This window comes from Streptomyces albofaciens JCM 4342 (assembly GCF_008634025.1).
Classification (GTDB): domain Bacteria; phylum Actinomycetota; class Actinomycetes; order Streptomycetales; family Streptomycetaceae; genus Streptomyces; species Streptomyces albofaciens.
In genome coordinates this window covers 1,771,518-1,794,115 of sequence record NZ_PDCM01000002.1, presented here as the reverse complement: position 1 = coordinate 1,794,115, position 22,598 = coordinate 1,771,518, and the positions used below count along the sequence as shown (strand labels likewise).

The 22,598-nt window shown below is 74.8% G+C and carries 22 protein-coding genes; 1 reads left to right on the top strand and 21 read right to left on the bottom strand.

Features of this window, described 5'->3' with window-relative positions; genetic code table 11:
- Positions 1–40: 40 nt before the first annotated feature.
- The 17 genes from CP973_RS28040 to CP973_RS40210 all read right to left on the bottom strand — a co-directional run bounded on the left by CP973_RS28040 (position 41) and on the right by CP973_RS40210 (position 16,896).
- Complete coding sequence (locus CP973_RS28040; RefSeq protein WP_150246705.1) at positions 41–1,543, bottom strand: peptide MFS transporter; 1,503 nt, start codon at positions 1,541–1,543, stop codon at positions 41–43.
- Positions 1,544–1,573: 30 nt separating this feature from the next.
- The gene (locus CP973_RS28035) at positions 1,574–1,774 is read right to left on the bottom strand and encodes a Trm112 family protein (protein WP_150246704.1); all 201 of its coding nucleotides are present in this window, start codon (positions 1,772–1,774) and stop codon (positions 1,574–1,576) included.
- Positions 1,775–1,850: 76 nt separating this feature from the next.
- Positions 1,851–4,028 carry an aminodeoxychorismate synthase component I gene (gene pabB / locus CP973_RS28030; protein WP_150246703.1) on the bottom strand — a complete coding sequence of 726 codons (2,178 nt, stop codon included), beginning with the start codon at positions 4,026–4,028 and terminating at the stop codon, positions 1,851–1,853.
- Positions 4,029–4,105: 77 nt separating this feature from the next.
- Positions 4,106–4,843, bottom strand: coding sequence for an SDR family oxidoreductase (locus tag CP973_RS28025; protein WP_150246702.1), 738 nt, complete (start codon positions 4,841–4,843; stop codon positions 4,106–4,108).
- Complete coding sequence (locus CP973_RS28020; protein ID WP_150246701.1) at positions 4,840–5,829, bottom strand: ACP S-malonyltransferase; 990 nt, start codon at positions 5,827–5,829, stop codon at positions 4,840–4,842. Before CP973_RS28020 ends, CP973_RS28025 begins: the two co-directional genes overlap by 4 nt.
- Positions 5,826–7,301, bottom strand: coding sequence for a class I adenylate-forming enzyme family protein (locus CP973_RS28015; RefSeq protein ID WP_167538532.1), 1,476 nt, complete (start codon positions 7,299–7,301; stop codon positions 5,826–5,828). Before CP973_RS28015 ends, CP973_RS28020 begins: the two co-directional genes overlap by 4 nt.
- Complete coding sequence (locus CP973_RS28010; RefSeq protein ID WP_150246699.1) at positions 7,298–8,056, bottom strand: hypothetical protein; 759 nt, start codon at positions 8,054–8,056, stop codon at positions 7,298–7,300. The genes CP973_RS28015 and CP973_RS28010 overlap by 4 nt, the downstream gene beginning before the upstream one ends.
- Complete coding sequence (locus CP973_RS28005; RefSeq protein ID WP_150246698.1) at positions 8,046–9,209, bottom strand: beta-ketoacyl synthase N-terminal-like domain-containing protein; 1,164 nt, start codon at positions 9,207–9,209, stop codon at positions 8,046–8,048. The genes CP973_RS28010 and CP973_RS28005 overlap by 11 nt, the downstream gene beginning before the upstream one ends.
- Positions 9,206–9,532: an acyl carrier protein gene (locus tag CP973_RS28000; protein WP_150246697.1), complete on the bottom strand. Its 327-nt coding sequence runs from the start codon at positions 9,530–9,532 to the stop codon at positions 9,206–9,208. Before CP973_RS28000 ends, CP973_RS28005 begins: the two co-directional genes overlap by 4 nt.
- A 58-nt stretch (positions 9,533–9,590) precedes the next feature.
- Positions 9,591–10,430: a 4'-phosphopantetheinyl transferase family protein gene (locus CP973_RS27995; RefSeq protein WP_150246696.1), complete on the bottom strand. Its 840-nt coding sequence runs from the start codon at positions 10,428–10,430 to the stop codon at positions 9,591–9,593.
- A complete protein-coding gene (locus CP973_RS27990; RefSeq protein WP_150246695.1) occupies positions 10,427–10,984 on the bottom strand; it encodes an AAA family ATPase in 558 nt (185 codons plus the stop codon). Before CP973_RS27990 ends, CP973_RS27995 begins: the two co-directional genes overlap by 4 nt.
- A complete protein-coding gene (locus CP973_RS27985; protein ID WP_150246694.1) occupies positions 10,981–12,039 on the bottom strand; it encodes a glycosyltransferase family 2 protein in 1,059 nt (352 codons plus the stop codon). The genes CP973_RS27990 and CP973_RS27985 overlap by 4 nt, the downstream gene beginning before the upstream one ends.
- A 57-nt stretch (positions 12,040–12,096) precedes the next feature.
- On the bottom strand, positions 12,097–13,122 hold the full coding sequence (locus CP973_RS27980) for a methyltransferase (protein WP_150246693.1): 1,026 nt from the start codon (positions 13,120–13,122) through the stop codon (positions 12,097–12,099).
- Positions 13,119–13,427, bottom strand: a complete 309-nt coding sequence (locus CP973_RS27975) for an acyl carrier protein (RefSeq protein WP_167538531.1) — start codon at positions 13,425–13,427, stop codon at positions 13,119–13,121. The genes CP973_RS27980 and CP973_RS27975 overlap by 4 nt, the downstream gene beginning before the upstream one ends.
- Positions 13,428–13,587: 160 nt before the next feature.
- Complete coding sequence (locus CP973_RS27970; RefSeq protein WP_150246691.1) at positions 13,588–14,643, bottom strand: hypothetical protein; 1,056 nt, start codon at positions 14,641–14,643, stop codon at positions 13,588–13,590.
- Entirely contained in the window at positions 14,640–16,334 is a 1,695-nt protein-coding gene (locus CP973_RS27965; protein ID WP_167538530.1) for a GMC oxidoreductase, read from the bottom strand. Before CP973_RS27965 ends, CP973_RS27970 begins: the two co-directional genes overlap by 4 nt.
- Entirely contained in the window at positions 16,327–16,896 is a 570-nt protein-coding gene (locus CP973_RS40210) for a gluconate 2-dehydrogenase subunit 3 family protein (RefSeq protein ID WP_167538529.1), read from the bottom strand. Before CP973_RS40210 ends, CP973_RS27965 begins: the two co-directional genes overlap by 8 nt.
- A 114-nt stretch (positions 16,897–17,010) precedes the next feature.
- On the opposite strand from CP973_RS40210, the gene CP973_RS40205 reads away from it, so the two are divergent.
- Entirely contained in the window at positions 17,011–17,925 is a 915-nt protein-coding gene (locus CP973_RS40205; RefSeq protein ID WP_167538528.1) for a hypothetical protein, read from the top strand.
- A gap of 76 nt (positions 17,926–18,001) precedes the next feature.
- Here CP973_RS40205 and CP973_RS27955 read toward each other — a convergent pair whose 3' ends face one another.
- The 4 genes from CP973_RS27955 to CP973_RS27940 are packed head-to-tail and all read right to left on the bottom strand — an operon-like array spanning position 18,002 to position 22,561.
- Entirely contained in the window at positions 18,002–19,111 is a 1,110-nt protein-coding gene (locus tag CP973_RS27955) for a Gfo/Idh/MocA family protein (protein ID WP_150246689.1), read from the bottom strand.
- Positions 19,108–19,926, bottom strand: coding sequence for an inositol monophosphatase family protein (locus tag CP973_RS27950; protein WP_150246688.1), 819 nt, complete (start codon positions 19,924–19,926; stop codon positions 19,108–19,110). Before CP973_RS27950 ends, CP973_RS27955 begins: the two co-directional genes overlap by 4 nt.
- Entirely contained in the window at positions 19,923–21,305 is a 1,383-nt protein-coding gene (locus CP973_RS27945) for an aspartate aminotransferase family protein (RefSeq protein ID WP_167538527.1), read from the bottom strand. The genes CP973_RS27950 and CP973_RS27945 overlap by 4 nt, the downstream gene beginning before the upstream one ends.
- Entirely contained in the window at positions 21,302–22,561 is a 1,260-nt protein-coding gene (locus CP973_RS27940) for an aspartate aminotransferase family protein (protein WP_208853316.1), read from the bottom strand. Before CP973_RS27940 ends, CP973_RS27945 begins: the two co-directional genes overlap by 4 nt.
- Positions 22,562–22,598: the final 37 nt, after the last annotated feature.

Sequence of the window (22,598 nt, the reverse complement as noted above, 5' to 3'; positions counted from 1 at the left end):
CGGGATCGCCGCGGGCCCCTTCGCGTGCCGCCGTCCGCTGTCAGGTCACGCCGCGCATCAGCCGCCGCAGCCGCTTGCGGGCCAGCGCGACCCCCGCCGCGCAGAGCAGGGCCGTCGCCCCCAGCACGGTGAAGTAGACCGCGGGGGACCAGACGGTGGTCAGCCGCACCACCTGCGCGCTGAGCGCGCTGCCCATCGCGACCGACAGGAACCACAGGCTCATGATCTGGTGGGCGAACCGGGAGGGGGCGAGCCGGGTGGTCACGCTCAGCCCGGTGGGGCTCAGACACATCTCGGCCAGGATCTGTACGAAGAACGCCACGATCAGCCAGAGGGGAGTGACCCGGCCGTCGGCCGCCGCGGCCGCCGCGCCGGCCATGACCAGCGTCGCCACCCCGAGCCCGGCCAGGCCGAGCGAGAACTTCGCCGCCGTGCTGGGCTGCCGGCTGCCCAGCCGCACCCACAGCGCGGCGAACGCGGTGGCCAGCACGATGCTGTAGAGCGGGCCCAGTGACTGGAACCAACTGGTGGGCAGCTCCCAGCCGAACAGGTCACGGTCGACGTGGTCCCGGGCGAACAGGCTGATCAGCGAGCCGCCCTGCTCGGCGATCATCCAGAACACGGAGGCCGCCAAGAAGATCCACACATAGGCGCCCAGCCTGCTGCGGTCCACCGGGTCCAGGCCGACCGTACGGAACATCACCACGAAGTGGACCAGCGGCACGGCGATGATCAGCAGCGTCACGGACTGGATCGCCGCGTCCGTGGCGGACTGCCCCCACAGGACGCACAGCACGAACACCACGGCCAGGAACAGCACCGCGGCACCCGAGGCCAGGAACACCCGCCGCAGCTCCGCCGCGGCAGCGGTCCGCACCGGTGCGCGGACGGTGCCGGGCAGCCGGCCCCGGCCCCGTACGCAGATCACCAGACCGATGAGCATGCCGACGGCCGCCGCACCGAACCCGGCGTGCCAGTCGACGCGTTCGCCGAGGTAGCCGGTGAGCAGCGGGGCGGCGAAGGCGCCGATGCTGATGCCCGTGTAGAACAGCGAGAACCCGGCGTCGCGCCGCGCCGTGTCCGCCTTGTCCAGCCGGTCGGCGCCGCCCTCGGAGTCGTACAGGCGGCCCACCATCGTGGAGATGCCGGGCTTGAGGAAGCCGGTGCCCGCGGCGACCGACAGCAGCCCGGTGTAGGTGAAGGCGACGCCCCCGGGCACCGCGAGGAGCACATGGCCCGCGGTGATGGCCACCCCGCCCCACACCACCGCCCGGTGCGACCCCCACAGCCGGTCGGCGAGCCAGCCCCCGGGCAGCGCCAGGAGGTTGACCAGCGCTCCGTACACACCGAAGACGGCGGCCGCGATGTGCGGGGCCAGACCGAGACCGCCCTCGTCGGCCGGCGCGGCGAGGAACAGCACGAGGATCGCGCGCATGCCGTAGTAGCTGAACCGTTCCCACATCTCGACGCCCCACAGCGTCAGCAGCCCGCGCGGGTGGCGGGCGCCGGCCGCGCGGGGCGGCGCCATGCGCTCGGTCTTCACCAGGTGTCCTCCCCCGTCGTGTGCGTGGGGTCAGGAGTCCAGCGAGCCGGACACCGAAGCGGCGGCGAGCGCCTCGTCGGCGATCAGCACCGGGATGCCGTCGACGATCCGGTAACCGCGCCCGCACCCGGGTCCCTGGCAGGTCAGGCCGGCCTCGTCCGCGTCGAGCCGGAGCGGCTGGACGCAGACCGGGCAGGCGAGGACGGACAGCAGGCGGCTTTCGACGGTCATGACGTCTCCCGATTCGTTGGGTGGGTGTTCGTTGTGGTGGTTTCGGACAGGACGGCTCAGGACGGGCAAGGACAGGTCAGGCCCGGAACGTGGCCGGGACCACCTGGGGGAGCGGCTCCGCGGGTACGGTCGGCCCGCGCCCGGAGCGCAGCAGGGCCCGCACCGGAGCGGCGGCCTTGAGGAGCATCTCCCGGTACTCCTCCGCCGGGTCGGAGCCGAGGACGATCGCGCCGCCCGCCCCGACGGTCCACCGGCCGCCCGACCGGACGGCGGTGCGGATGACGATGTTGAGGTCGGCGCCCCCGGCCAGCCCGAGGTAGCCGATCGAGCCGGAGTACAGGCCGCGCGGCGCGCCCTCCAGCCGGTCGATGATCTCCATCGTGCGCAGTTTGGGCGCGCCGGTCATGGAACCGCCGGGGAAGCAGGCGCGTACGCAGTCGACCGCGTCCGTCCCGGGCCGGAGCGTGCCGCGGACGGTGGACACCAGCTGGTGCACCGTCGCATAGCTCTCGACGCGCATCAGGTGGGGCACGTGCACGCTGCCGATCTCGCAGACCCGGCCCAGGTCGTTGCGGAGCAGGTCCACGATCATCAGGTTCTCGGCCCGGGTCTTGGGGTCGTGGGCCAGCGCCGCCTTCAGGCGGGCGTCCTCGGCGGGATCGGCGCCGCGCGGGGCGGTGCCCTTGATGGGCTTGCTCTCCACCGTGCCGTCCGGCGTGATGCGCAGGAAGCGCTCGGGCGACGAGCAGACGGCCTCGGTGTCGCCGAACCGCAGGAACGCGGCGTACGGCGCGGGGTTGAGCCGTCTCAGCAGGCTGTGCGCCGCCAGCGCGTCCGCCTCGACGGGCACGTGGACGGTGTTGGTCAGGCAGATCTCGTAGCTCTCGCCCGCGTGCAGCTCCTCGTGACACTGCCGGATGTCCGCCAGGTACTGCTCCCTGCTCCGGGCCAGCCAGGACTCGGCGGGGCCCCCGTCGACGGCACGGGCGTCCGCGTGGGCCTCCCGCCGCACCGCGCGGGACGGCAGCGTGGTGAGGCGGGTGCCGGTCTCCCGCAGCCATGCCGCGGCGCGTTCGCCGTCCTCGCCGTCGTCCCGGGCCAGACACAGCAGGTGGGTCTCGCCGCGCTCGTGGTCGACGGCGACGAGCCGGTCGGCGAAGATCCAGGCCGCGTCGTCGCCCGTACCGGCGCGGGCCAGTGGGGAGCCGCAGTCGGCCCGCAGCTCGTAGCCGAACCAGCCGACGTACCCGCAGGTGAAGTCGAAGGGCAGCGTCGGGGCCGCGATCCGCCGCCGGGCCAGCTGCGCGCGCAGGTGGTCGAAGACGGTGCCGGGCACCGTGGTCACACCGCCGTCGGCGGCCGTCACCTCGACCTCGCCGGAGCCCGCGCGGTAGCGCACGGTCTCGGCGAGCGGCCCGCCGGCGTCGCCGAGGAACGAGAAGCGGGAGAGCCCCGGCTCGACCCGGGAGCTGTCCAGCCAGAAGGCGTGGCGGGAGCGGGCGAACAGGGCGCGGAACAGCGCGTCGGTGTCCGGCTCCAGGGACAGGGTGCGCACATGCAGCCGGTACCCGTCGGACGTGGCGCCCACGGCTGCCGTCGCGGGCGGTGTCCGGCGCCCGCGGCGGGCGGCCGGTGCGCGGCGTCCGCGCCGGGCGGCCGGTCCGCGCGGCGGGCGGTGGGCGCGGGCCAGGCGCGCGAAGTTGGCGATGAGTTCCGCGCCGTACTCGGTGGCCACGGACTCGGGGTGGAACTGCACGCTCCACTGCGGCAACGACCGGTGGCGCAGCCCCATCAGGACACCGTCCTCCGCCCAGGCCGTCGCCTCCAGCGCGGGGGGCAGCGGCTCCGGCACGGCCAGCGAGTGGTAGCGGACGCCGGTGAAGTGCTGCGGGATGTGCGCGAACAGGTCCTCGCCGCGGTGCCGGATCACACTGAGGTGGCCGTGCCGGGGCGCGGGCGCGCGCTCCACGCGGGCGCCGGTGGCCAGGGCGATGCCCTGGTGCCCCAGGCACACGCCCAGGGTGGGCAGCCCGGAGCCGGACAGCAGGTCGGCGGCGAGCCCGAAGTCCCGTGCCCGGCCCGGGTGTCCGGGGCCGGGGGAGATCACCAGCGCGTCGAAGTCGTCCGGGTCCAGCCGGCGCAACGCCGCGTCGTCGTTGCGCACCACCATCGGCTCGGTGCCGATCGTGCGGGCGATGAGCTGGAACAGGTTGTGGCTGTAGGAGTCGTGGTTGTCCACGAGCAGGGTCCGCATGGGGGCTCCAGGGCAGGGTGCGGGCCGGGAGAGGACCGGGGGTCAGGGACGGGGCAGGGGAGTTCGGACACCGGCTGTCAGTGGCCCATCGCGAGCCCCCCGTCGGCCGGGACCACCGCGCCGGTGACATAGCCCGCGGCCTCGGACGCGAGGAACGCGATCACGGCGGCGATCTCCTCCGGGCGGCCGGCCCGCCGCAGCGGGGTGGCGGCCACGACGGCGTCCCTGCGGCGCGGCGCCAGGTCCGAGGTGAGGGCGGTGTCGACGAAGCCGGGCAGGACGATGTTGCAGGTCACTCCGTGCGGGCCCAGCTCACGTGCGGCGCTGCGGGCCAGTCCGCCCAGCCCGGCCTTGGCCGCCGCGTAGGAGACCTGGCCGGCCGTGCCGAGCACCGCGGCGACGGAGGAGACGAGGACCAGCCGGCCCCAGGCGTGCTCGGCCATCGCGGGCGCGGCGCGGCGCACGATCCGCCAGGACCCGGTGAGGTTGGCGTCGACCACCCGCCGGAACGACGCCTCGTCGGTGCGCTGGAGCAGCCCGTCCTGGCGGATGCCCGCACTCGCCACGGCGATCTGCACCGGTCCCTGCCGGGCCTCGGTACGGGTGAACGCGGCGTCGACCTGGGCGCTGTCGGTCACATCGCAGCGCACGGCGGGGAAACCGGCGGGGCCCGTCCCGCCGTCGGCGACGCCCCGGGCGGCGACGGTCACCCGGTGGCCCTGCTCGGCCAGGGCGTGCGCGGTGGCCAGTCCGATGCCCCGGCTGCCGCCGAACACCAGGGCGGAGCGGCCGGGCGGCCCGTTCCGGTGGGTCATGGCAGCGGCACCGCCTTCTCCAGCGGGCGCATGAAGTTCAGCGCGACGGGAGCGAGTTCGGGGTGCAGCGCGGCGGCGCGGGCGAGGACCTGGCCGGGGCCGGTGTCCAGCACCACGGTGAGGCCGGCGGCGACGACCGTGCGCAGGGCGTCGTTCCAGCGCACCGGCACGGTGAGCTGGTCCAGCAGGTCCGTGCGCAGCGCACCGGTGTCGCGGGTGGCCAGCCCGGTGCTGTTCAGCAGGACGGGGACGGCAGGCGGCGCCAGGGCGACGGCCGCCAGGCCGGGCCGCAGTTCCCGCTGCACGGGGTCCATCAGCGGGGAGTGCGAGGCGACGCCCGCCGTCAACTCCCGTACCCGGCACGCCGCTTCCTCCTCGGCCCGGGCGCCGACCCAGCGCACGGCGGCCGTGTCGCCGGACACCACCGTCTGCTCCGGGCCGTTGAAGCAGGCCGGCACCGCCACGCCGTGCTCCGGAGGACAGGCGGCGCACCAGGCGGCCACCCGCTCGGGCGGCACACCGCCCACGGAGGCCATCAGGGCCGGCCGCAGCCGGGCCTGCTCGCCCATCAGCCGGGCGCGCCGGGCGACCAGGCGCAGCGCGTCGTCGAAGTCCAGGCAGCCCGCCTCGACGAGAGCGGCGAAGTGCCCCAGGCTGTGCCCGCCGACGAGGGCCGGAGGCGTCCAGCGTGCCCCCAGGTGCCGGCGCAGCGCGGCGGCGGCCGCGAGGCCGGTGGCCACGATCGCCGGGTGGGAGACCTCCGGGGCCGCCAGCTCGGCAGGCGTGCCCTCCCGGCACAACCGCGCCAGACCGAGCCCGGTGGCCTTGTCGGCGCGCTCCAGCACGTCGGCCGCTTCCTCGAAGGAACGGCACAGCCTCCGCGCCATCGCGGGCAGTTGAGCCCCCGCTCCCGGGAAGAGCAGTGCGTAGCTGCCGGATGTGACCGCCTCGTACACCGGCGCGGCCGCCTCCGTCCGCCCGGTCATCGGGCCGCCTCCCGGCCGGAACCCGGTACGGGGGCCCGGTCGGCGTACTGCCACAGGCGGGCCATGTGCACCTTGCCCGTGCCGGTGCGCGGCAGGGCGTCGCACAGATGGAACCGGGTGGGCACCTTGTACGAGGAAAGGGTGCGCGCCAGGTGCCGGCGCACCGCTGTCTCGGTGACCCCGGGGTCGACGGCCACGAAGGCCACGAACCGGTCGCCGTGCCCGGCGCTCCCTTCGGGCGGCGCGGCCACCCGGCAGTCGCGCACCCCCGGCACGGCGCGCAGCTCCCGCTCCACCTCGTCCGGGTCGACCTTGCGCCCGGCCACCGAGATGCGCCGCGTGGTCCGGCCTTCGACGACGATCCGGCCGGGCGCCGGCAGCCGTCCGGTGTCCCCGGTGCGGAACCAGCCGTCGGCGTGGCAGGCCTCGCCGAGCCCGGGCGGGCCCCAGTACGTGACGGGCCCGGCGTCGGACTGGCGCAGGTACAGCTCGCCGGTGCGGTCCGGGCCCGGCGCGGTGAGCCAGGTGCCGTCGGGGGCGCGCAGCCGCGCCTCGATGCCCGGCACCAGCCGCAGCGGGCCGCCGGGGGCGTCGGCGGCGTACCCGATCTGGCCGAACTCGGTGGACCCGTACTGGTCGCGCAGCGGTACGCCGGCGGCAGCGGCCCAGGCGCCGGCCAGCTCGGCGGAGAGCGGCTCGCCCGCGCTGACGCAGACGCGCAGGGCCGAAGGGGCCGACGGCTCGCCGCAGTCGAGCAGGGCCCGGTAGAGGAACGGCACGCTCTGCACGACGGTGGCGCGGCTGTCGCGAAGGGTACGGGCGAGCGTCGCCGGGGCGGCCGGGTGCGGCGCGAACACCAGCGTGGCGCCGGTGATCAGGGCCGGCAGCACGGCCACCCCGAACGCGTAGGCGTGGTGCAGCGGGGTGGTGCACAGGATCCGGTCGTCGCCGCGGTATCCGGCGAGCGCGGCGAAGTTCTCCGCGTTCGCGAGGGTCGCCCCCCAGTGCTTGCGCACCACTTTGGGCAGCCCGCCGGTGCCCGACGTGACCAGGCCGAAAAACGGCGCCCGGCCGGTTTCCCCGGGTTCCCCGGGCGGCGTGCCTCCGCTGCCCGGCGGGTCTTCGGTGCGGCCGGCGGCCGAGGGCGGGAGCCAGTCGGACACCCCGGCGAGCGCGGCCACCTGACGGTGTTCGTGGGCGGTGGCCCGCTCGTCGTACAGCAGGACCTCCCCGCCCTCGGCGACTGAGGCGAGCAGGTCGACGAGCGTGCCGGGACGGTTGCGGGCCAGTATGCCGACCCGGGCCCCGGGCCGGTGCCCGGCGCTCCGCAGCCGGATCCGGGCCCGGCGCACTCGGGCGGCCAGCCCGGCCCAGGTCACGGCGCCGCCCTGGTGCTCCAGCGCGGCGCGCTCCGGGGTCGCCGCGGCGCGCGCCGCGAGCAGGCCGGGCAGGGTGGACGCGGCAGTGGTCACGCCGCACCTCCCGGGCGGAGCACGAGGCGCGAGCCGCCGCCCCGCAGTTCGAGGGGGTCGGCCGGGCGCAGGGCGTGCCATTCGGCCAGGGCGGCGAACACCTCGCTGGTGTCGGCCCCCTTCCGGCCGGACGCCGCACCGGCCTCACGGACGGCGGGATGGCTGCCGCCGGGGTGCCAGCCGGTGACGCTGCCCCAGCCCCCGGCACCGTCCAGCACCACGGCGGCGGTGCGCAGCGGCAGCGGCCCGGTCGCCCCGGGGCAGGCGGGCGGCGCCCAGTGCGCGGTGGCCACCAGGGCCCGGCGCAGCCGTCCCGAGGAGACCATCGCGGCGGCGTAGCCCAGCGCGTCGACGCCGCCGGACGGCCCCGTCAGCGTGACGGCGGTCCCGTCGAGCCCGAGTTCGATGCACAGGAGGCCGGTCAGCGAGTGGGGTGAGTAGTGCAGGAAGCACTCGGGCGCCAGCCAGCGCGGGCCCGGCCCGTCCAGGACTTCGGCGATGTACGCGGCGGTGGCCGCGGTGGCCCGGTGCGCGGCGGTGACGCAGCCGAGCGTCCGCGCGTCGTCGGCGCCGATGCCCGCGGCGGCCAGTGCCCGGCGCGCGGTGGCGAGGAGTTCGGGGCCCAGCACGTCGCGCACGGCGAGCGGCATCCGGGGCAGTTCCGCGGTGTCCTGCGGGACGCGGGGCACCGCGCGCTCGGTGGCGCGCACGGCGGCCGCGGTGATCCGGGCGGTGCCCGTGGTGTCAGTCGCCACGGCTGAACACCACCGCCACATTGGAGCCGCCCAGGCCGCACGAGATGGTCAGCGCCGTGCGCGGCGGCCGGTCGGGCCGTTTGTCGCCCAGGTTGAGGTGGTCCCAGCGCGGGTCGCGGTCGGCGAGCCCGAGCGTCGGCAGCACCTCCCCGCGCATCAGGGTCAGTACGGTCACGATCGCCTCCACGGTGCCCGCGGCGCCCTGGCAGTGGCCGAGCGCCGCCTTGCTGCTGACGACGGGGATACGGGGCAGGTGGCCGCCCAGCACCTCTTCCAGGGCGCGGAGTTCGGCCACGTCGCCATGGCGGGTCCCGGCGGCGTGCGCGTTCACGTAGTCCAGTTCCGTCGGCCGGGCCCCGGCGTCCTCCAACGCCCGGCGCACCGCTTTGGCGACGCCCTCGAAGTCGGGGCGGGCCGCCTGGCTCGCCTCGTTGCTGCTGCCCCAGCCGCGCAGCCGGGCCAGGGGGGCGTCGGCCGTGCGCTCCAGCACCAGGGCGGCGGCGCACTCCGAGATCCGGATGCCGGAGCGGCGGGTGGTGAACGGACGGCAGCCGCCCGGACTGAGGGTGCGCAGCGACGCCAGCCCCTGGAACGCGGTCTCGGTCACGGTGTCCACCCCGCACACCAGAACGCGGTCGGCGACTCCGCCGCGCAGCAGGTCCGCGCCCACCCCGAGCGCGGCGGCCCCGGCGGCGCTGGCGTTGCCCACCTGGATCACCGGGCCGTCCCAGGCGGGCGGTGCGTACGGCGACCACCCGGCGCCGGGGTCCGGGGAGCGCCCGTCGCGCCAGGCGCGCCAGGCGGCGGCGGACGGGCAGCCGCCGCTGTCGGTGCTGCCCAGTACCAGCGCGGTACGCGCCCGGCGCCCCGCGCCGCCGGTGCGGGCCTCGGCGTCGGCGAGCGCCTCACGCGTCGCCCGGTGCACCAGGTAGGGGAGGCGGGCCGGATCGCCGGGCGGCGGCGCGCCGGGTCCGGCCGCCTCGTCGGGGACGAACCCGGCGAGGCGGGCGCCGGTGCGGGACACGTCGAAGTGCCCGACGGTGCGGAAGGCGACGTCGCCGCTCCCGCACGCCCGCCACAGGGCGTCGACGCCCGCGCCGCCGGGGGAGAGGACGCCGAGACCCGTCACGGCGACGGCGGCCCGGCCGTTCACCGGGCCTCCCCGGGGAGCCGGCCGTGCGCGGACAGATGACGTACGAGGGCGCCGACCGAGTCCGCGATGTCCCACAGCTCGCCGTCGGTGATCCGCTCGACGGCGCACTCCCGCTCCAGCCCGGCGAGGACCGTCACGATGTCCAGTGAGTCGACGCCGAGGTCGTGGAACTTCTCCTCGCGGCCGATGCCCCGGGCCAGTTCGGCGCCGACCCGCTCCGCCAGCCGGGCCCGTACCAGCGTCTCCAGCGCGCCGTCCGGTGCCGCCGGGGCGCCGTCGACCGGGGCGGCCGAAGTGGCCTGGTTGTCGTCGGTGTGCCGCATCCGTCTCCCTCTTCGTGTGCCTTGTCGTGCGTGCGCCGGGCGGTCCGCCGCCGGGCCGTCAGCCGGCCGCGGAGCCGGTGCACAGCCGGCCGGACAGGTGCGTGCGTACGCGGGTGCCGTGCCGGACCGTGACGGCCGCCGCGTAGCCGGGGGCGTGGGCCGGGACGGTCCGCACCGCCCAGCCGGCCGGTTCGTCCGGAGCGGTGACGCACACCCGGCCCTCGGCGTCGACCGCCGTGCGGACGCGCGCCAGCGCGCGGCCCAGGCCGGTGCCGGTGGCCTTGGCGTAGGACTCCGCGCCCGTCCAGACCCGCAGGAGGGCCGCCCGCCGGGCCTGGACGGGCAGCCGGGCGAGCCGCTCGCGGTGGCCGGGCCCGAGCAGCCGGGGCGCCAACGCCTCGATGTCCTCGGCCCGTTCGGCGGTCTCCACGTCGACGCCGACCGCCCCGGCCCGGTGGCCCACGGCGACGGCGACGAGGATCCCGGAGTGGGCGATGGAGAGCGTCCACCCCGTGGCGCCGCCCACGCCGCCGGCGAGCCGCACCGGTCCGTGGCCCTGCGCCCCGCACCCCGGGCAGTGCGCGACGAGCGGTACCCGCGGGGGCGGCAGCGCCAGCCGCCGTGCCAGCACCGCGCGCAGCAGCCCGCGGGCCACGGTGAACCGGGCGGCGGCCGGGGCGGGCAGCCGGGCGGCCCGGTGGTGCTCGGCGGCGTCCAGCAGCCCGGCACAGTGCCGGGCCGTGGCGGGCGTCACCAGGGCCTGGTGCACCTCCACCTGGCGCGCCGTCCCCTCGTGCGCCGTCCTCTCGCGCACCGCACCCTCGGCCACCGTCTCCCGGCCCGCCGCCCCGTCCACCACGGGCCGGTGCGCCGCGGTCCGGTGTCCGTGGCCCGTCACGGCAGTGCGCTCTCGTCGAGCCGGTCCAGGATCTCCTGCACCGTCTCCTCGGCCTTCTGACCCGAGGTGTCCAGCCACAGGCCGAGCCGCGCGGTGTCGCGGCGGAAGACCCGGTCCAGCTCCCGCGCTCCCCAGCCGCCCCCGTCGTACGCCTGGCCGGCGCGGCCCGCGTCCCGGCTCAGCACCGCCTCGCAGTCCGGGGCGAGCGCGATGACGTGCCGTGGCCCGGTGTCGCCGAGCAGGCCGACGAACCGTTCCAGGTGCTCGCCCAGCAGGTTGTCCTCGGCGACCACGGTGAAGCCCTCGGCGGCGTACGAGCGGGCCAGCTGCGCCAGGTGGCGCAGCCGCAGCCCGTACTGGTGCAGGGCCTGCCGCGAGGGGTCGGGCGTCATCTCGGCGCGGCCGGTGACCACCATGCGCCGCAGCACGTCGCCCTCGATCAGCACGGCGGGGTCGAAGCGGCGCGCCAGCAGCGCCCCCACCGTCGACTTGCCGCTGCCGGGGATGCCGGTGACGACGAGTATCCGGGGCCGGGCCGGGGAGCGGACGTTCATGAGGCGGTGCCCGTGGCGGCGGCCGGTTCCCGGGCGGCCGGGCGGTCGCCGTGGTGGACCTCCCACTTGAGCGGCGGCTCGCGCAGCGCGATGAGCTCCACCAGCAGGCGGTTGCCGATCGGTTCGACCTTCTGGAAGGCGCGCTTGACGGCCTTCGTGCCGATCGGGCCGAGCGCGTCCGGCAGGTACTGCTTGATCTGCTCGAACAGCAGCCACTGGCGGCCCTTGCGGTTCTTGGTGACCCGCTCGACATAGCCGGGTTTGATGCCGTACTTGGTGGCGAAGTGCTTCAGCGTCTCGGCCGTCCAGGCGTCGCTCCAGCGGAGCATGAAGTACGGCAGGTCGGTGAGCGCGAACGGCGGCGGCATCCGGTAGGTGATGACCGACGAGGGCTCGAACCACACCGTGCCGCCCGCGTCCAGCACGCGCTGGCTGAAGTCCAGGTGCTCCCGGGTGGTCAGCAGGCCCTCGTCCATGCCGCCGACCTGGTCGAAGACCGAGCGGCGCACCAGGGCGCAGTGGAACTCGATGATGTCGCACCGCTGTCGGCGCATCTCGTCGGCCGGCACCTGGGAGACGTGCTTCATGAAGTAGCGCTGGGTCTGGCTGAAGTCACGGGTTCCCCAGGTGCCGGAGAACTCCATGTCGCCGCCCGCCATGTGCACGGTCTGCTCCTCCAGCGGGCCGTGCAGGTAGAGCGGGCCGACCATGGCGGCCTTCTCCTCGTCGGCACAGGCGAGCAGCGGCTCCAGCCAGCCGGGGGTGTACTCCACGTCGTTGTCGAGGAAGACGACGTACTCGCCCTCGGCGTAGCGCAGTCCGATGTTGCGGGCGCAGTTTGGCGAGACGTACTTGTTGACGCGCACGAGGGTGAAGCCGTGGTCGTCGCTCAGCCGCTGCAACCGTTCCCAGCGGTCGCGGGGGGAGTTGACGTCGACGTACACGACCCGGCAGGGGACGCCGGTGTGGGCGTAGAAGCTTTCGAGGGACTCCTCGGCGTACGAGAAGCGCTCGCGGCTGGTGATGATCGCGGTGACGCGGGGTGAGCCGTCCATGTCCTCTCCCGTTCGGGTTCGGGGCTGCGGCGACGTGGTGTGCGACGCCGGGCGGAGTCAGGCAGGTCGTGCGGTGACCAGGGCGTAGTGGCCGTAGACGGGGGTGGCGGTGCAGTCGGCGAAGCCCGCCTCGGTGAGCAGGCCGGTGAGTTCGGGCAGGGTGCGCAGGCGGCCGCCGGTCATCACCGCCAGGGCCAGCGAGTAGCCCGTGACGGCAGGGGAGAGGCGGGCCGCGTCGTCGGGCAGCACCTGGTGGACCAGCAGCCGGCCGCCGGCGGCCAGGCTGGTGCGGGCGCGCTCCAGCAGGGTGCGGCAGTGCGCGTCGTCCCAGTCGCTGAGGACGTCCGCGAGCAGCACCCGGTCCTGGGCGTCCGGCCAGGGGTCGGTGAACATGTCGCCGGTGCGCAGCACCACCCGGTCGGCGAGGCCCGCCTCGGCCAGCAGCCGCTCCCCCTCCCGCTCGACCACGGGCAGGTCCATGACGGTGGCCTTGAGGTGCGGGTTGCGGCGGGCCAGGGCCATGGCGAAGGTGCCGACGCCGCCCGCGACCTCCAGCAGCGAGGCGCAGCCGGCCAGGTCCAGCCGGTCGGCGAGGACGGCGGCCGGTGCGGCGGAGTGGGCGTGCATGGCCCGGGCGAACTGCTCGCCGTGGCGCGGGGAGCGCTCGTGCGTCTCCCAGATGCCTTTGCCGCGGTAGCCGGCCGGGGTCCCGGTGGTGACCACGTGCCGTACGGCGGCGCAGCGTTCGTCCCAGCCGAGTCCGAGCATCGGCCCCCAGTAGCGGGCACCGCCCGGCAGCAGGAAGGCGTGCGCGGACGGCGTGAGGTGGTAGCGGCCGCCGTGCACGGCGAGGTAGCCCTGGGCGGCGAGAAATTCCAGCAGCACCGAGGTGCCGTGGTGGTCGAGGCCGTGCGCCCGCGCCAGTTGACCGGCGTCCGCCGGTGTTCCGGCCAGCGCGGGGAAGAGGCCCAGCCGGTCGGCGGCGGCGACCGCGGGCAGCCGGTACTGGGACATGAAGGTGTCCATCAGCAGCCGGTCGTCGGGGGCCACCGCGTCCGGCCCGGCTCCCGGCGGCACGGTCACCGGGCCCCCGCGGCGGCCTCGGATATGCGGCCGGCGAGGACGTCGAGGAGTTCGCCCACCGTGCTGTAGCGCATGGGGTCGATGTCGTCGTTCTCGAAGGTCAGATCGTGCTTCTGCTCGAAATGCGTAAACACATAGGCGAGGGTGATGGAATCGAGTCCGAGATGCTCCATCGAGTCTTTATCGGTGAGGTTCGCGGCAACATCCTCGGGTGTTTCGCACTGCTCCACGAGAACTTTTCGCACCTCATCGAAGATGGCGTTCCGGTCTGCTGATGCGGTGCTGTTTTCGCTGTTCAGGTTCATGCTGACCTCTCCGTCCACAGCATGGGCAGCGTAAAATCCAGAAAATATATTGCATCGATCACCAACAACTGTCAAACCCCTTCCGCGGTAATTCCGGGCATGCTTTTCCGTCCCTGCGGCACCATTATTTCCGCAGGGTGTTCCCGGCATTTCCGCTTGCTCAGCCGAAGGACAGACCGGGCAGTGGGCGGCCCTCTCCGAAGCACCACTGGGCCTCGCCGCGCAGCCTCCGCTCAAGCCGTCGGCCGTCGCCCGTCGCCACAGGGCGCGCGGCGTCCGCGTACCGGCACATCGCCGTCAGCAGTTCCTCGCAGGCGTCCGCCAGCGCGGCGAGTTCCTCGTGGGTCACCGCGTAGACGCCCTCCGAGCGGAACCGGTGCAGCCCGAGCAGCAGCAGACCGGCCTTCTGTGCCCGGGCCGCCGCCGCCAGCGACGCCCGGGACACCTCCGCCACGCGCGGGTCGTCCGCCCCGGCCAGGGCGTGGCCCAGCAGGAACAGCTGCGGCTGTACGTCTCCGAGCACCCACACGTCCATGCCCTTGGCCAGCAGCAGCGGAAGCCGGGCCCCCGACCACACCTCGCCGTGGAAGGCGCGCAGCTCGGCGATGTCCTCGGCGAGCGGCACCAGGGAGGGCCGTACCAGCGCGGCGGCGTACTCCTCGGGCCGCCGGCCGCCCGGCGGGTCGATCCGCTCCAGAACCGCGTAGCGGGTGCAGGAGTTCCGCAGCGCGTCACCGACCGGCAGGACCCTGCGGTGCCCTTCCTCGGCGGGGGCGTCGGTGTCCAGCAGGTGCAGGCCCTCGGCGTCCAGCCGGTGGGCCAGCACCATGTGGTGGTGGTAGTGCTCCTTGCCCTCGTGGTCGTCGCCCGGCCAGTGGTGCCCGTCCGGCATCAGCACCACCGGGGTGCCCGACGTGACGAGTTCGGCGACGCGCGGCCACTGGCGGTGGCCCTCGCCGATGTCCGCCAGGTACCAGTGGGCGGTGCAGGCGGGGAACTCGCTCATCGGCCCGTACCACTCGCCGCGCCGCACCAGGTCGAGCGGTGCGGCCAGGCCGCGCGCCACGTCGTCGGCGGCGTACCCCCGCTGGAGCAGCACCGCCTCGACGGAGCGCAGGAAGCAGCCCAGCCCGTCCAGGCCGATGTTCTTCCAGCCCAGTGCGGCCGCCGGGTCGAAGGAATAGGGCCGGTCGCTCCCGGCGGTCGCGCGGCTCAAAGGGTCCCCCTGGTGTTGCGTAGCGCGGTGGCCATGATCGTCAGAGTCGGGTTGTGCGCCCCGGAGGTGGGGAAGAGGCTGCCGTCGGCGACGAAGACGTTGTCCAGGGCGTGCATCCGGCCCACCCCGTCGGTGACGCCCGCCCCGGGGTCGTCGCTCATCCGCATCCCGCCGAGGGTGTGGAAGTTCCCCGGTACGGTGCCCGGTTCGCCGGGAAAGGCCGGGGAGCGCGTCTCCGGGACCGCCGCCACCTCGTCCGCGCCGGCCGCGCGCAGCAGCGCGGCCAGCCGGGGCAGGTAGAAGCGCTGTGCCGCGGTCTCGTGGCGGTGCGGCGCCCAGGTGATCCGGGGCACCGGCACCCCCAGCCAGTCCCGGGTGCCGGGCTCCAGCTCGACCCGGTTGTCCCGCTGGGAGACGTCCTCGCCGTGCATCTGCACGCCCAGCAGGCGGTCCCGCAGCGGGCTTTCGCGCATCAGCCGCCGGAAGGCCGGGCCGTAGGGGGTACCTGCGAGCTTCGGCAGCAGCCGCCGGTAGATCCGGCCCTCGGTCACGGGCCCCGGCTGCCCCCCGCCCAGTTCCACCACGCCGCCGCGCAGATACGGCAGTCCGGCCTCCCGGGCCGCTTCCCGGGCGCCGGGGTGGTCGGGATCGGCGAAGTCGTCCAGGGCGTGCGTGATGTTGCGCCCGCGCGGGCTGCGCACCCGTTCGCCCAGGAACAGCCCGTAGGCGACGGAGTACCAGTGGAACATCAGGTGGCGGCCCAGCAGACCCGAAGGGTCCGGCAGCCCGGACAGCAGCGCCAGCCGGCAGCTCTCGACCGCCGAACCCGCCAGCACCACCCGGTCGGCGGGCAACTCCACGCGGCGCCCCTCGGCGTCCGCGTACACCACACCGCTCGCCCGGCGCCCGGCATGCCGTACCGAGACGGCCGTGGCCAGCGGCAGCACCTCGGCCCCGGCGAGCACCGCCCTGCGCAGCGCGGCCAGTGCGCTGCCGCGCGACTGGTTCGGGCAGCCGTATCCGCAGCACGCGCCGCAGTCGGTGCAGGCCGGCCGGCCCTGGTACGGGCGGGAGTTGGCGGCCATCGGCATCGGGTAGGGGCGCAGCCCGAGCGCCCGCGCCCCCTGCGCGGCCCGCACCGAGGACCCTTGGCCGGGTCCCGGCGGCAGGGGGAAGTCCCCGTCGCGCGGCGCGTGGCGCAGCGTCGGTACGGCGGGCAGCGCGGCCCGGTCGCCCTGTACGCCCAGCAGCGCCTCCGTCTCGGTGTAGTACGGGGCGAGTTCGGCGTAGTCGAACGGCCAGTCCACGACGGAGGCGTCCGGCAGCGGCCCCAGCATCGAGCGCTTGGCGAAATCCAGGTCCCACAGCCGGGGTGTCTTGGCGTCCCAGTGCACGGAGCCCCCGCCGACGGCCGCGGGCAGAGCGTTGACGAAACCGGTGTACGGCGGCCCGGGGAATCCGCGGTCGTGGAAGACCCGGGGCTCGGCCAGGGGATCGGGGTACTCGAAGCCGCGCACCGGGCCCTTGATCTCATCCGTGGAGAACGTGTGCCGCGGCGCCGGGTCCCGCAGGTCCTCGAAGTGGTTGGGACCGCGCTCCAGTACGGTGACCTCCCAGCCGGCCTCGGCCAGCACCATCGCCGCCACCGAGCCGCCGGGGCCGCTGCCCACGACCACCGCGCGCTCAGCCATCGGAGCCCCCCGGCGACGCGACCGCGCGGGCCGCTTCCAGGAAGTGCCGGGCCAGGGCGGCGACGGGGTCGGGGCCCTCGCCGGCATGGGGCCGGACGGGATCGGGGCCGCCCTCCCGGACGCCGGGAAGTCCCAGGTCCGTGCGGCCCGCCGGGGTGGGCCGGCCCCGGTAGACCGGGTCGCCGTAGGTCCCCTCGATCGCGTGGTCGAAGAGCAGGTCCCGGAAGGCGGTGGCCTCGGCGTCGCACAGTGCCCGGTGCCGGGTCCCGGGCGGCGCGCCGGCGAAGTCACCGCCCGTGAGCCGGTCCAGGGTCCGCACGCCGGACCGGTAGGCGTGCTGGAGGCCGTCGACGCGACGGCGCCAGCCCACCCGCTGGGCGGGGGAGAGCGGCAGGAAGGACCCGTCGGCCCGTCCCGACGCGTAGACCAGCGGCGGGTCGGCCTCGAACGCGCCGAGCAGGCGGTCGACGTACCGCACGACATCCGCCTCCCGGGCTCCCGGGGCGGTCTCGCCCGGGGCGTCGGCGGGGCCGGGAATGAGCATCGCGGTCGCCTCACGCACCACGTCAGCCTCGTGCGAAGTCAGGAAGAGCAGCCCCAACTCTATTGCTGGGGCTGGGATTTGATCATAATTGGGGTGTTCGTTCATGTTTGTCCTTCGGTCAAGGAGACCCGCATGAGCCAGTCCGGAACCGTCACCGCAGGAAGCACTCAGGACGCGTTCGCCCTCACCCGCCGGCTGCTCGCCACGAAGGCCCCCCGCTTCACCGCGGAGCACGGAGTGGAGGTGCACAGCCTGGTCTCCTCCGACCACGTGCCCCTCTACCTCTTCGCCGCCAAGTCGCTGGCCCGCCACTGGCCCGAGGTGACGCCGGTCGTGCACGACGACGGCACGCTCACCGCGCGCGACATCCGCAGGCTGCGCCGCCAGGTGCCCGGGGCCCGGGTCATCGGCCGCGCCGAGGCGGACCGGCGCGTGGCCGAGCGGCTCGCGGACCACCCCACGCTCGCCGCCGTCCGCCGCAACAACGTCCGCATCCTCCAACTCGTGGACTACTTCCTGCTGAGCGAGGCCCCGCTGGTGGTCAGCATGGACAGCGACGTGGTCTTCCTCTCGCGTCCGCAGGCGCTCGTCGAGTGGGCGGCCGCCGAACCGGACGAGCGCCCCGCCTTCCTGTACTCGCCCGAGTTCGGCTGGGAGCCCCAGGGCGTGCACTGGATAGCGGACCACCTGCCCGGCACCCCGTACGTGCCGTACATGTGCTGCGGGTTCGCCGCTGCCGACACCGCCGCCTTCTTCGACGCGGACTTCCTGGAGCGCACCCTCAAGGCGCTGCCCCGGGAGATCAGCTTCGCCCCGCGCTATGTGACGCAGATGTCGTACTCGCTGCTCGGCGGGCGGCTGGGCGACGGCCGCGTGCGTGACCTGGGCGAGCCCTACCGGTCCGGCCGCCTGGAGTGGCTGCCCGTCATCGACGACCGGGTGATCTGCCACTACTTCGCCTCCCATGAACGTTCCACCACCTTCGACAACCTGACGGAGGAGGGCCCGCTGCTCGCCCGGGCGATCGGCGGGACCCCGGCGGCCTGACCCGGTGTCCCGGGCGCGGGGCCCGGCCGGCGTACCGGCCGGTGCCCCGCGGCGGCCCCGGGGTCCGCCCGGCGGATCAGATCGGCACGGTGCGGCCGCCCGCCGCCGCCGACGCGTAGGCCGCCTCGACGATCCGTGCGGTGTCCTCGATCTCCCGGGCGCAGCGGTCCCAGAGCCCGGGCGCGGCCAGGACCCGGCGGAAGTCCTCGTACATCGGCGCGAACCACTCCAGGTGCGTCTGGTCCTTGCTCGGCGAGACCAGGGAGCGCCGCCACTCGCCCGCCCGGGTGCGGCCGGTGACCTCTCCGTCGTCGATGCTGAGCACACCGGCGGAGCCGGAGACGGAGTAGTGGTTGGAGCGTTCGCCGCTCGTCCAGCTCAGCTCGATGTCGCACTGCCCGTCGCCGAAGTCCAGCCGCAGCCGGGCCGCTTCGTCCACCGCCGCCGGATCCCCGCCGGGCCGCTCCACGGTGCAGGACAGCTTCCCGGGCGCCCGGCCGAAGAGCCGCAGCGCCATGTAGACGCAGTGCGTGCCGTGATCCAGCAGGATGCCGCCGCCCGCCAGCTCGGCGGAGCGTCGCCAGTCGGGGGCGAAGCCCGGCACCCCGCGCGCGTGCCGGTCGCGCAGGATGCGGAAGGTCGCCGACTCCAGCCGTCCGACGCCGCCCGCCCCTTCGCCGTCTTCCGCGCCGTCCCCGGCCGTGGCCGGGCCGGCGGATCCGCCGCCCACCGCCTGCTGGAGCGTCCGCATCAGGGGCGACGTCCCGTAGTTGTGCGACGGGAACAGCAACCGCCCCCGGTCGCGGGCCAGCGCGTTCAGCTCCCGCGCCTCCGCACCGCGCACCGCCACCGGCTTCTCGCAGATGACGTGCTTGCCCGCGGCGAGCGCCGCACGGGTGAGCGGGGCGTGCAGGACCGGCGGCGCGCAGACGTCGACGACGTCGACATCGGTGGCATCGCTCGCCGCCAGCGCCTCGTACGAGGCGAAGACCCGTCCGTGCGGCAGCAGCCGGGCCGCCTGCTCCCGCCGCTCGGGTGACGGGTCCACCACCGCCGTCACCTCGACGCCGGGCACGGCCCCGTAACCGCTCAGCCGTCCGCCGCCCGCCGTGCCGAACCCGATGACGGCCACGGAGACCGTCGCCTCCCGGCCGATCGGCGCGCGGGAACCGGGTGTCTCGCTCATACGGGTCCTCCCCCCTCCGCGGCCGGCGGGCAGGGGCCCCCGGCCTCGACCAGTCGCTCGTGTACGGCGGGCGAGGCGGCGACGAGATGGCCGTGCCGGGGCGTGAAGGCCCCGCCGCCCCACCCGGTGACCGTCCCGCCCGCCTCACTGACCAGCAGCGCACCGGGCACGGTGTCCCACACCCCGATGCCGAACTCCAGATAGCCGTCGTACGCGCCCGACGCGACCCGGCACAGCCCCGTGGACGCGCTGCCCGGCTCCCGTATCTCGAAGCCCGCGCGCAGCAGCCGGTCCGCCACCGAACACTGGCGCTCGCGCACCACGCCTTCGGTGCCGAAGCCGGTGCCCGCGAGCGGGCGGCCGGGCGGGCGGCCCGGGATGCGCAGCGGCACCTCGGTGCGGAAGGCGCCCGCCCCGGCGACGGCCCGGAACACGGTGCCGTACTCGGGCAGCAGGATCAGCGACAGCTCCGCGCGGCCCGCCACGACGAGGGCCAGCGCGACCGCGTAGTCGGGGAGCCCGCGCAGGTAGTTGGTGGTGCCGTCGAGGGGGTCGACGATCCAGGTCGGCCGCCCGTCGTCGGCCCCGTCCGGGCCGGCCTCCTCCGACACGACCGCGAAGTCGGGGGTCTCGGAGCGCAGCACGGCCAGCGCGCCCCGCTCCGCGGCCAGATCGGCGTCGCTGACCGGCGCGTCGCCCTCCTTGGTGCGCACCGAGCGCGGAGCGTCCCGGCGGCGCAGCAGTTCGTCCCCGGCGGCCGTGGCGGCCCGCAGGGCCGTCGCGGTGAGGCGGGCGGCGTCGAGCACCGCGGTCATTCCTCGCCCCTGGTGCGCAGCAGCGTCTCTCGGATGATGCCGACGGCGGTCTCCGCCTGGTCGCGACCGATCGTCAGCGGCGGGTAGAGCCGCAGCGTGTTGCCGCCGAGCATCACCAGCACGCCGGCCTCCATGAGTTCGAGGTAGACGCGTTGCACCACGCTCTTGGGCGCGGGCTCGCGGGTCTGCTTGTCCACGACCAGTTCGATGCCGAGCGCGAGCCCCGAGCCGCGCACGTCGCCGACGAGGGGGGCCGACTCGACCAGGTCGCTCAGCTGGTCGAGCATCTCCCGGCCGCGTTCGGCGGCGTTCGCGACGAGCTTGTCGTCGCCGATGATGCCCGTGGTGGTGGCCACGGCGCGGCACGCCATCGGGAAGGCGCCGAAGCTGGAGGAACTGGCGCTGGGGTCGGAGAAGGGGGCCGCGGCCATGGTCTCCGCGGCGGCGACGACTCCGGTGACCGGATAGCCGCCGCCCATGCCCTTGCCGACGGTCAGCACATCGGGGCGCACGTCCTCGTGCTGGTGGGCGAAGGCGGCGCCGGTGCGGCCGAAGCCGGTCATCATCTCGTCGGAGATCAGCAGCGCGTCGAACTCCCGGGCCACCTCGCCCAGCGCCGTCAGGTAACCGGGCGGCGGCACCACGTTGCCGGACCTGCCCTGCACCGGCTCCACCACGATCGCGGCGAGCGCCCCGGTGGAGTTCTCCTTGATCACGTCACGGGCGTGCTCCACGCACGCGAAGCCGCAGCCGGGCGCGGTGAGCTTGAAGGGGCAGTGGTAGCAGTTGGCGTACGGCGCGGAGAAGTAGCCGGGGGGCAGCGGTCCCAGGCCCGAGCGGGCGCCGGCGGTCAGCGCCAGGCTCCCCATCGTCTTGCCGTGGAAACCGCCCCAGAAGGAGAGGAACTCGTGCTTGCCGGTGACCGACTTGGCCAGCCGCAACGCCGCCTCCACCGCCTCCGTGCCCCCGCTGTAGAGCTGGATGGTGTCCAGCTCGTCCGGGAGGAAGTCGCGCAGCACCCGCACCATGTCGAGCCGGGCGGGCGTGGCGAAGGCACCGGCCGTGGCCCGGGTCAGCTCCTGGGCGAGGGCCGCCACGAAGCGCGGCTCCGCGTGGCCGATGGAGTTGACGCCGCCCGCTCCCTGGAAGTCGATGATGCGGTTGCCGTCGATGTCGACGAGTTCGGCGCCGTCCGCCGCCACCACGCACAGCCGCGACAGCAGCATCACCGCCTGCAGCCCGGGTCCGATGACCTCTTGTTCCTCGGCCCAGTGCGTCGCTGTGCGGGTGCGCGGACGCAGCATCCCCCAGCCGTGGTGGCCCGCCGCGGGAGTGCCGCCGTCGGCGGGGCCGGCGAGCCGTATGTCGGTCTCGGTCATAACGCTCCGTGCTCCTTCTGCCGTGCCGGCCCTTCGTCGAGCCATCCGTCCGCGGCCAGCGCCTTCAGGCCGCTTCGCACCGCGCGGACCGCCGTGTCGATGTCGTCGTCGGTGGTGGCCGCCGAGATGAACCAGTGGTGGTTGGGGTGGAGGAAGACGCCTTCGGCGATCGTCGCCGCGTAGAAGCTCCGTTTGGCCCGCTGGTTGCGTTCCTCGTCGCCGAAGCCGAAGTCGAGGAAGGGCATCGGCGGGTGCCCCACCACCTCGATCGGTGCCCCGGACTCGGCGACGAGCGCGCCGAGTTCGCGCTGGAGGCGCTCGCCCAGCTGCCGGATCCGCCGCAGGTGGTCGCCCGACCGCAGCTTGCGGACCGTGGCCAGCGCCGCGGCCATGGCGTCGGCGTTGGCGTAGTACGTGGACGAGATGTGCACCGTGTCCAGGGTGCGCAGCACATCGGCGCGCCCGGTCAGCGCGGAGATCGCATACCCGTTGGCGAACGCCTTGCTGAGCGTCACCAGGTCGGCGGTGACCCCGTAGTACTCCTGGGCGCCGCCGAGGGCGAGGCGGAACCCGGAGCGGATCTCGTCGAACACCAGCAGCGTGCCGTGTTCGCGGGTCAGCTCCCGTACGCCTTCGAGGAAGCCCGGCGCGGGCCGCTCGACCATGAACGGCATCATGACCAGGCAGGCGATCTGCCCGGGGTGGCGCTCGAACACCGCGCGCAGCGAGTCGAGGTCGTTGTAGGTGAAGGTGTCCACCAGCGCCCGGCTGACGGCCGGGATGCCGTGGTCCCACTGGGCACACCAGTCGTGCCAGCCGTTGTAGCCCCAGCGCACCACCCGGTCGCGGCCGGTGAAGGCGCGCGACAGCCGCACGGCCGCGGCGGTCGCGTCCGAGCCGGTCTTCAGCAGCATGCCCATCTCGGCGCCCGGCACGATCTCCAGGAGCTCTTCGATGAGTTCGGTCTGGATGGGCTTCATCAGACCGGTGGCGAAGCCCCGCCGGATCTCGCGTACCACGGCCTCGTCCACGTCCGGATCGGCGTGGCCGAGGATGACCGTGCCGTACGAGAGGAAGAAGTCGAGGTACTTGTTGCCGTCCACGTCCCAGAAGTGGGCGCCGTGGGCCCGGTCGGCGAAGACCGGGTAGTGGCCCTCGACCATCTGGTCGGAGGCGATCACGTTCTTGCGTTTGGCCGCCAGAGCGTCGATGCGCTCGGCCTTGCCGTCGAGGGCGAAGGAGCGGTGCAGGCCCAAGGGTCTCCCTTTCGTCGAGACAACGGTGGTGGGGTAC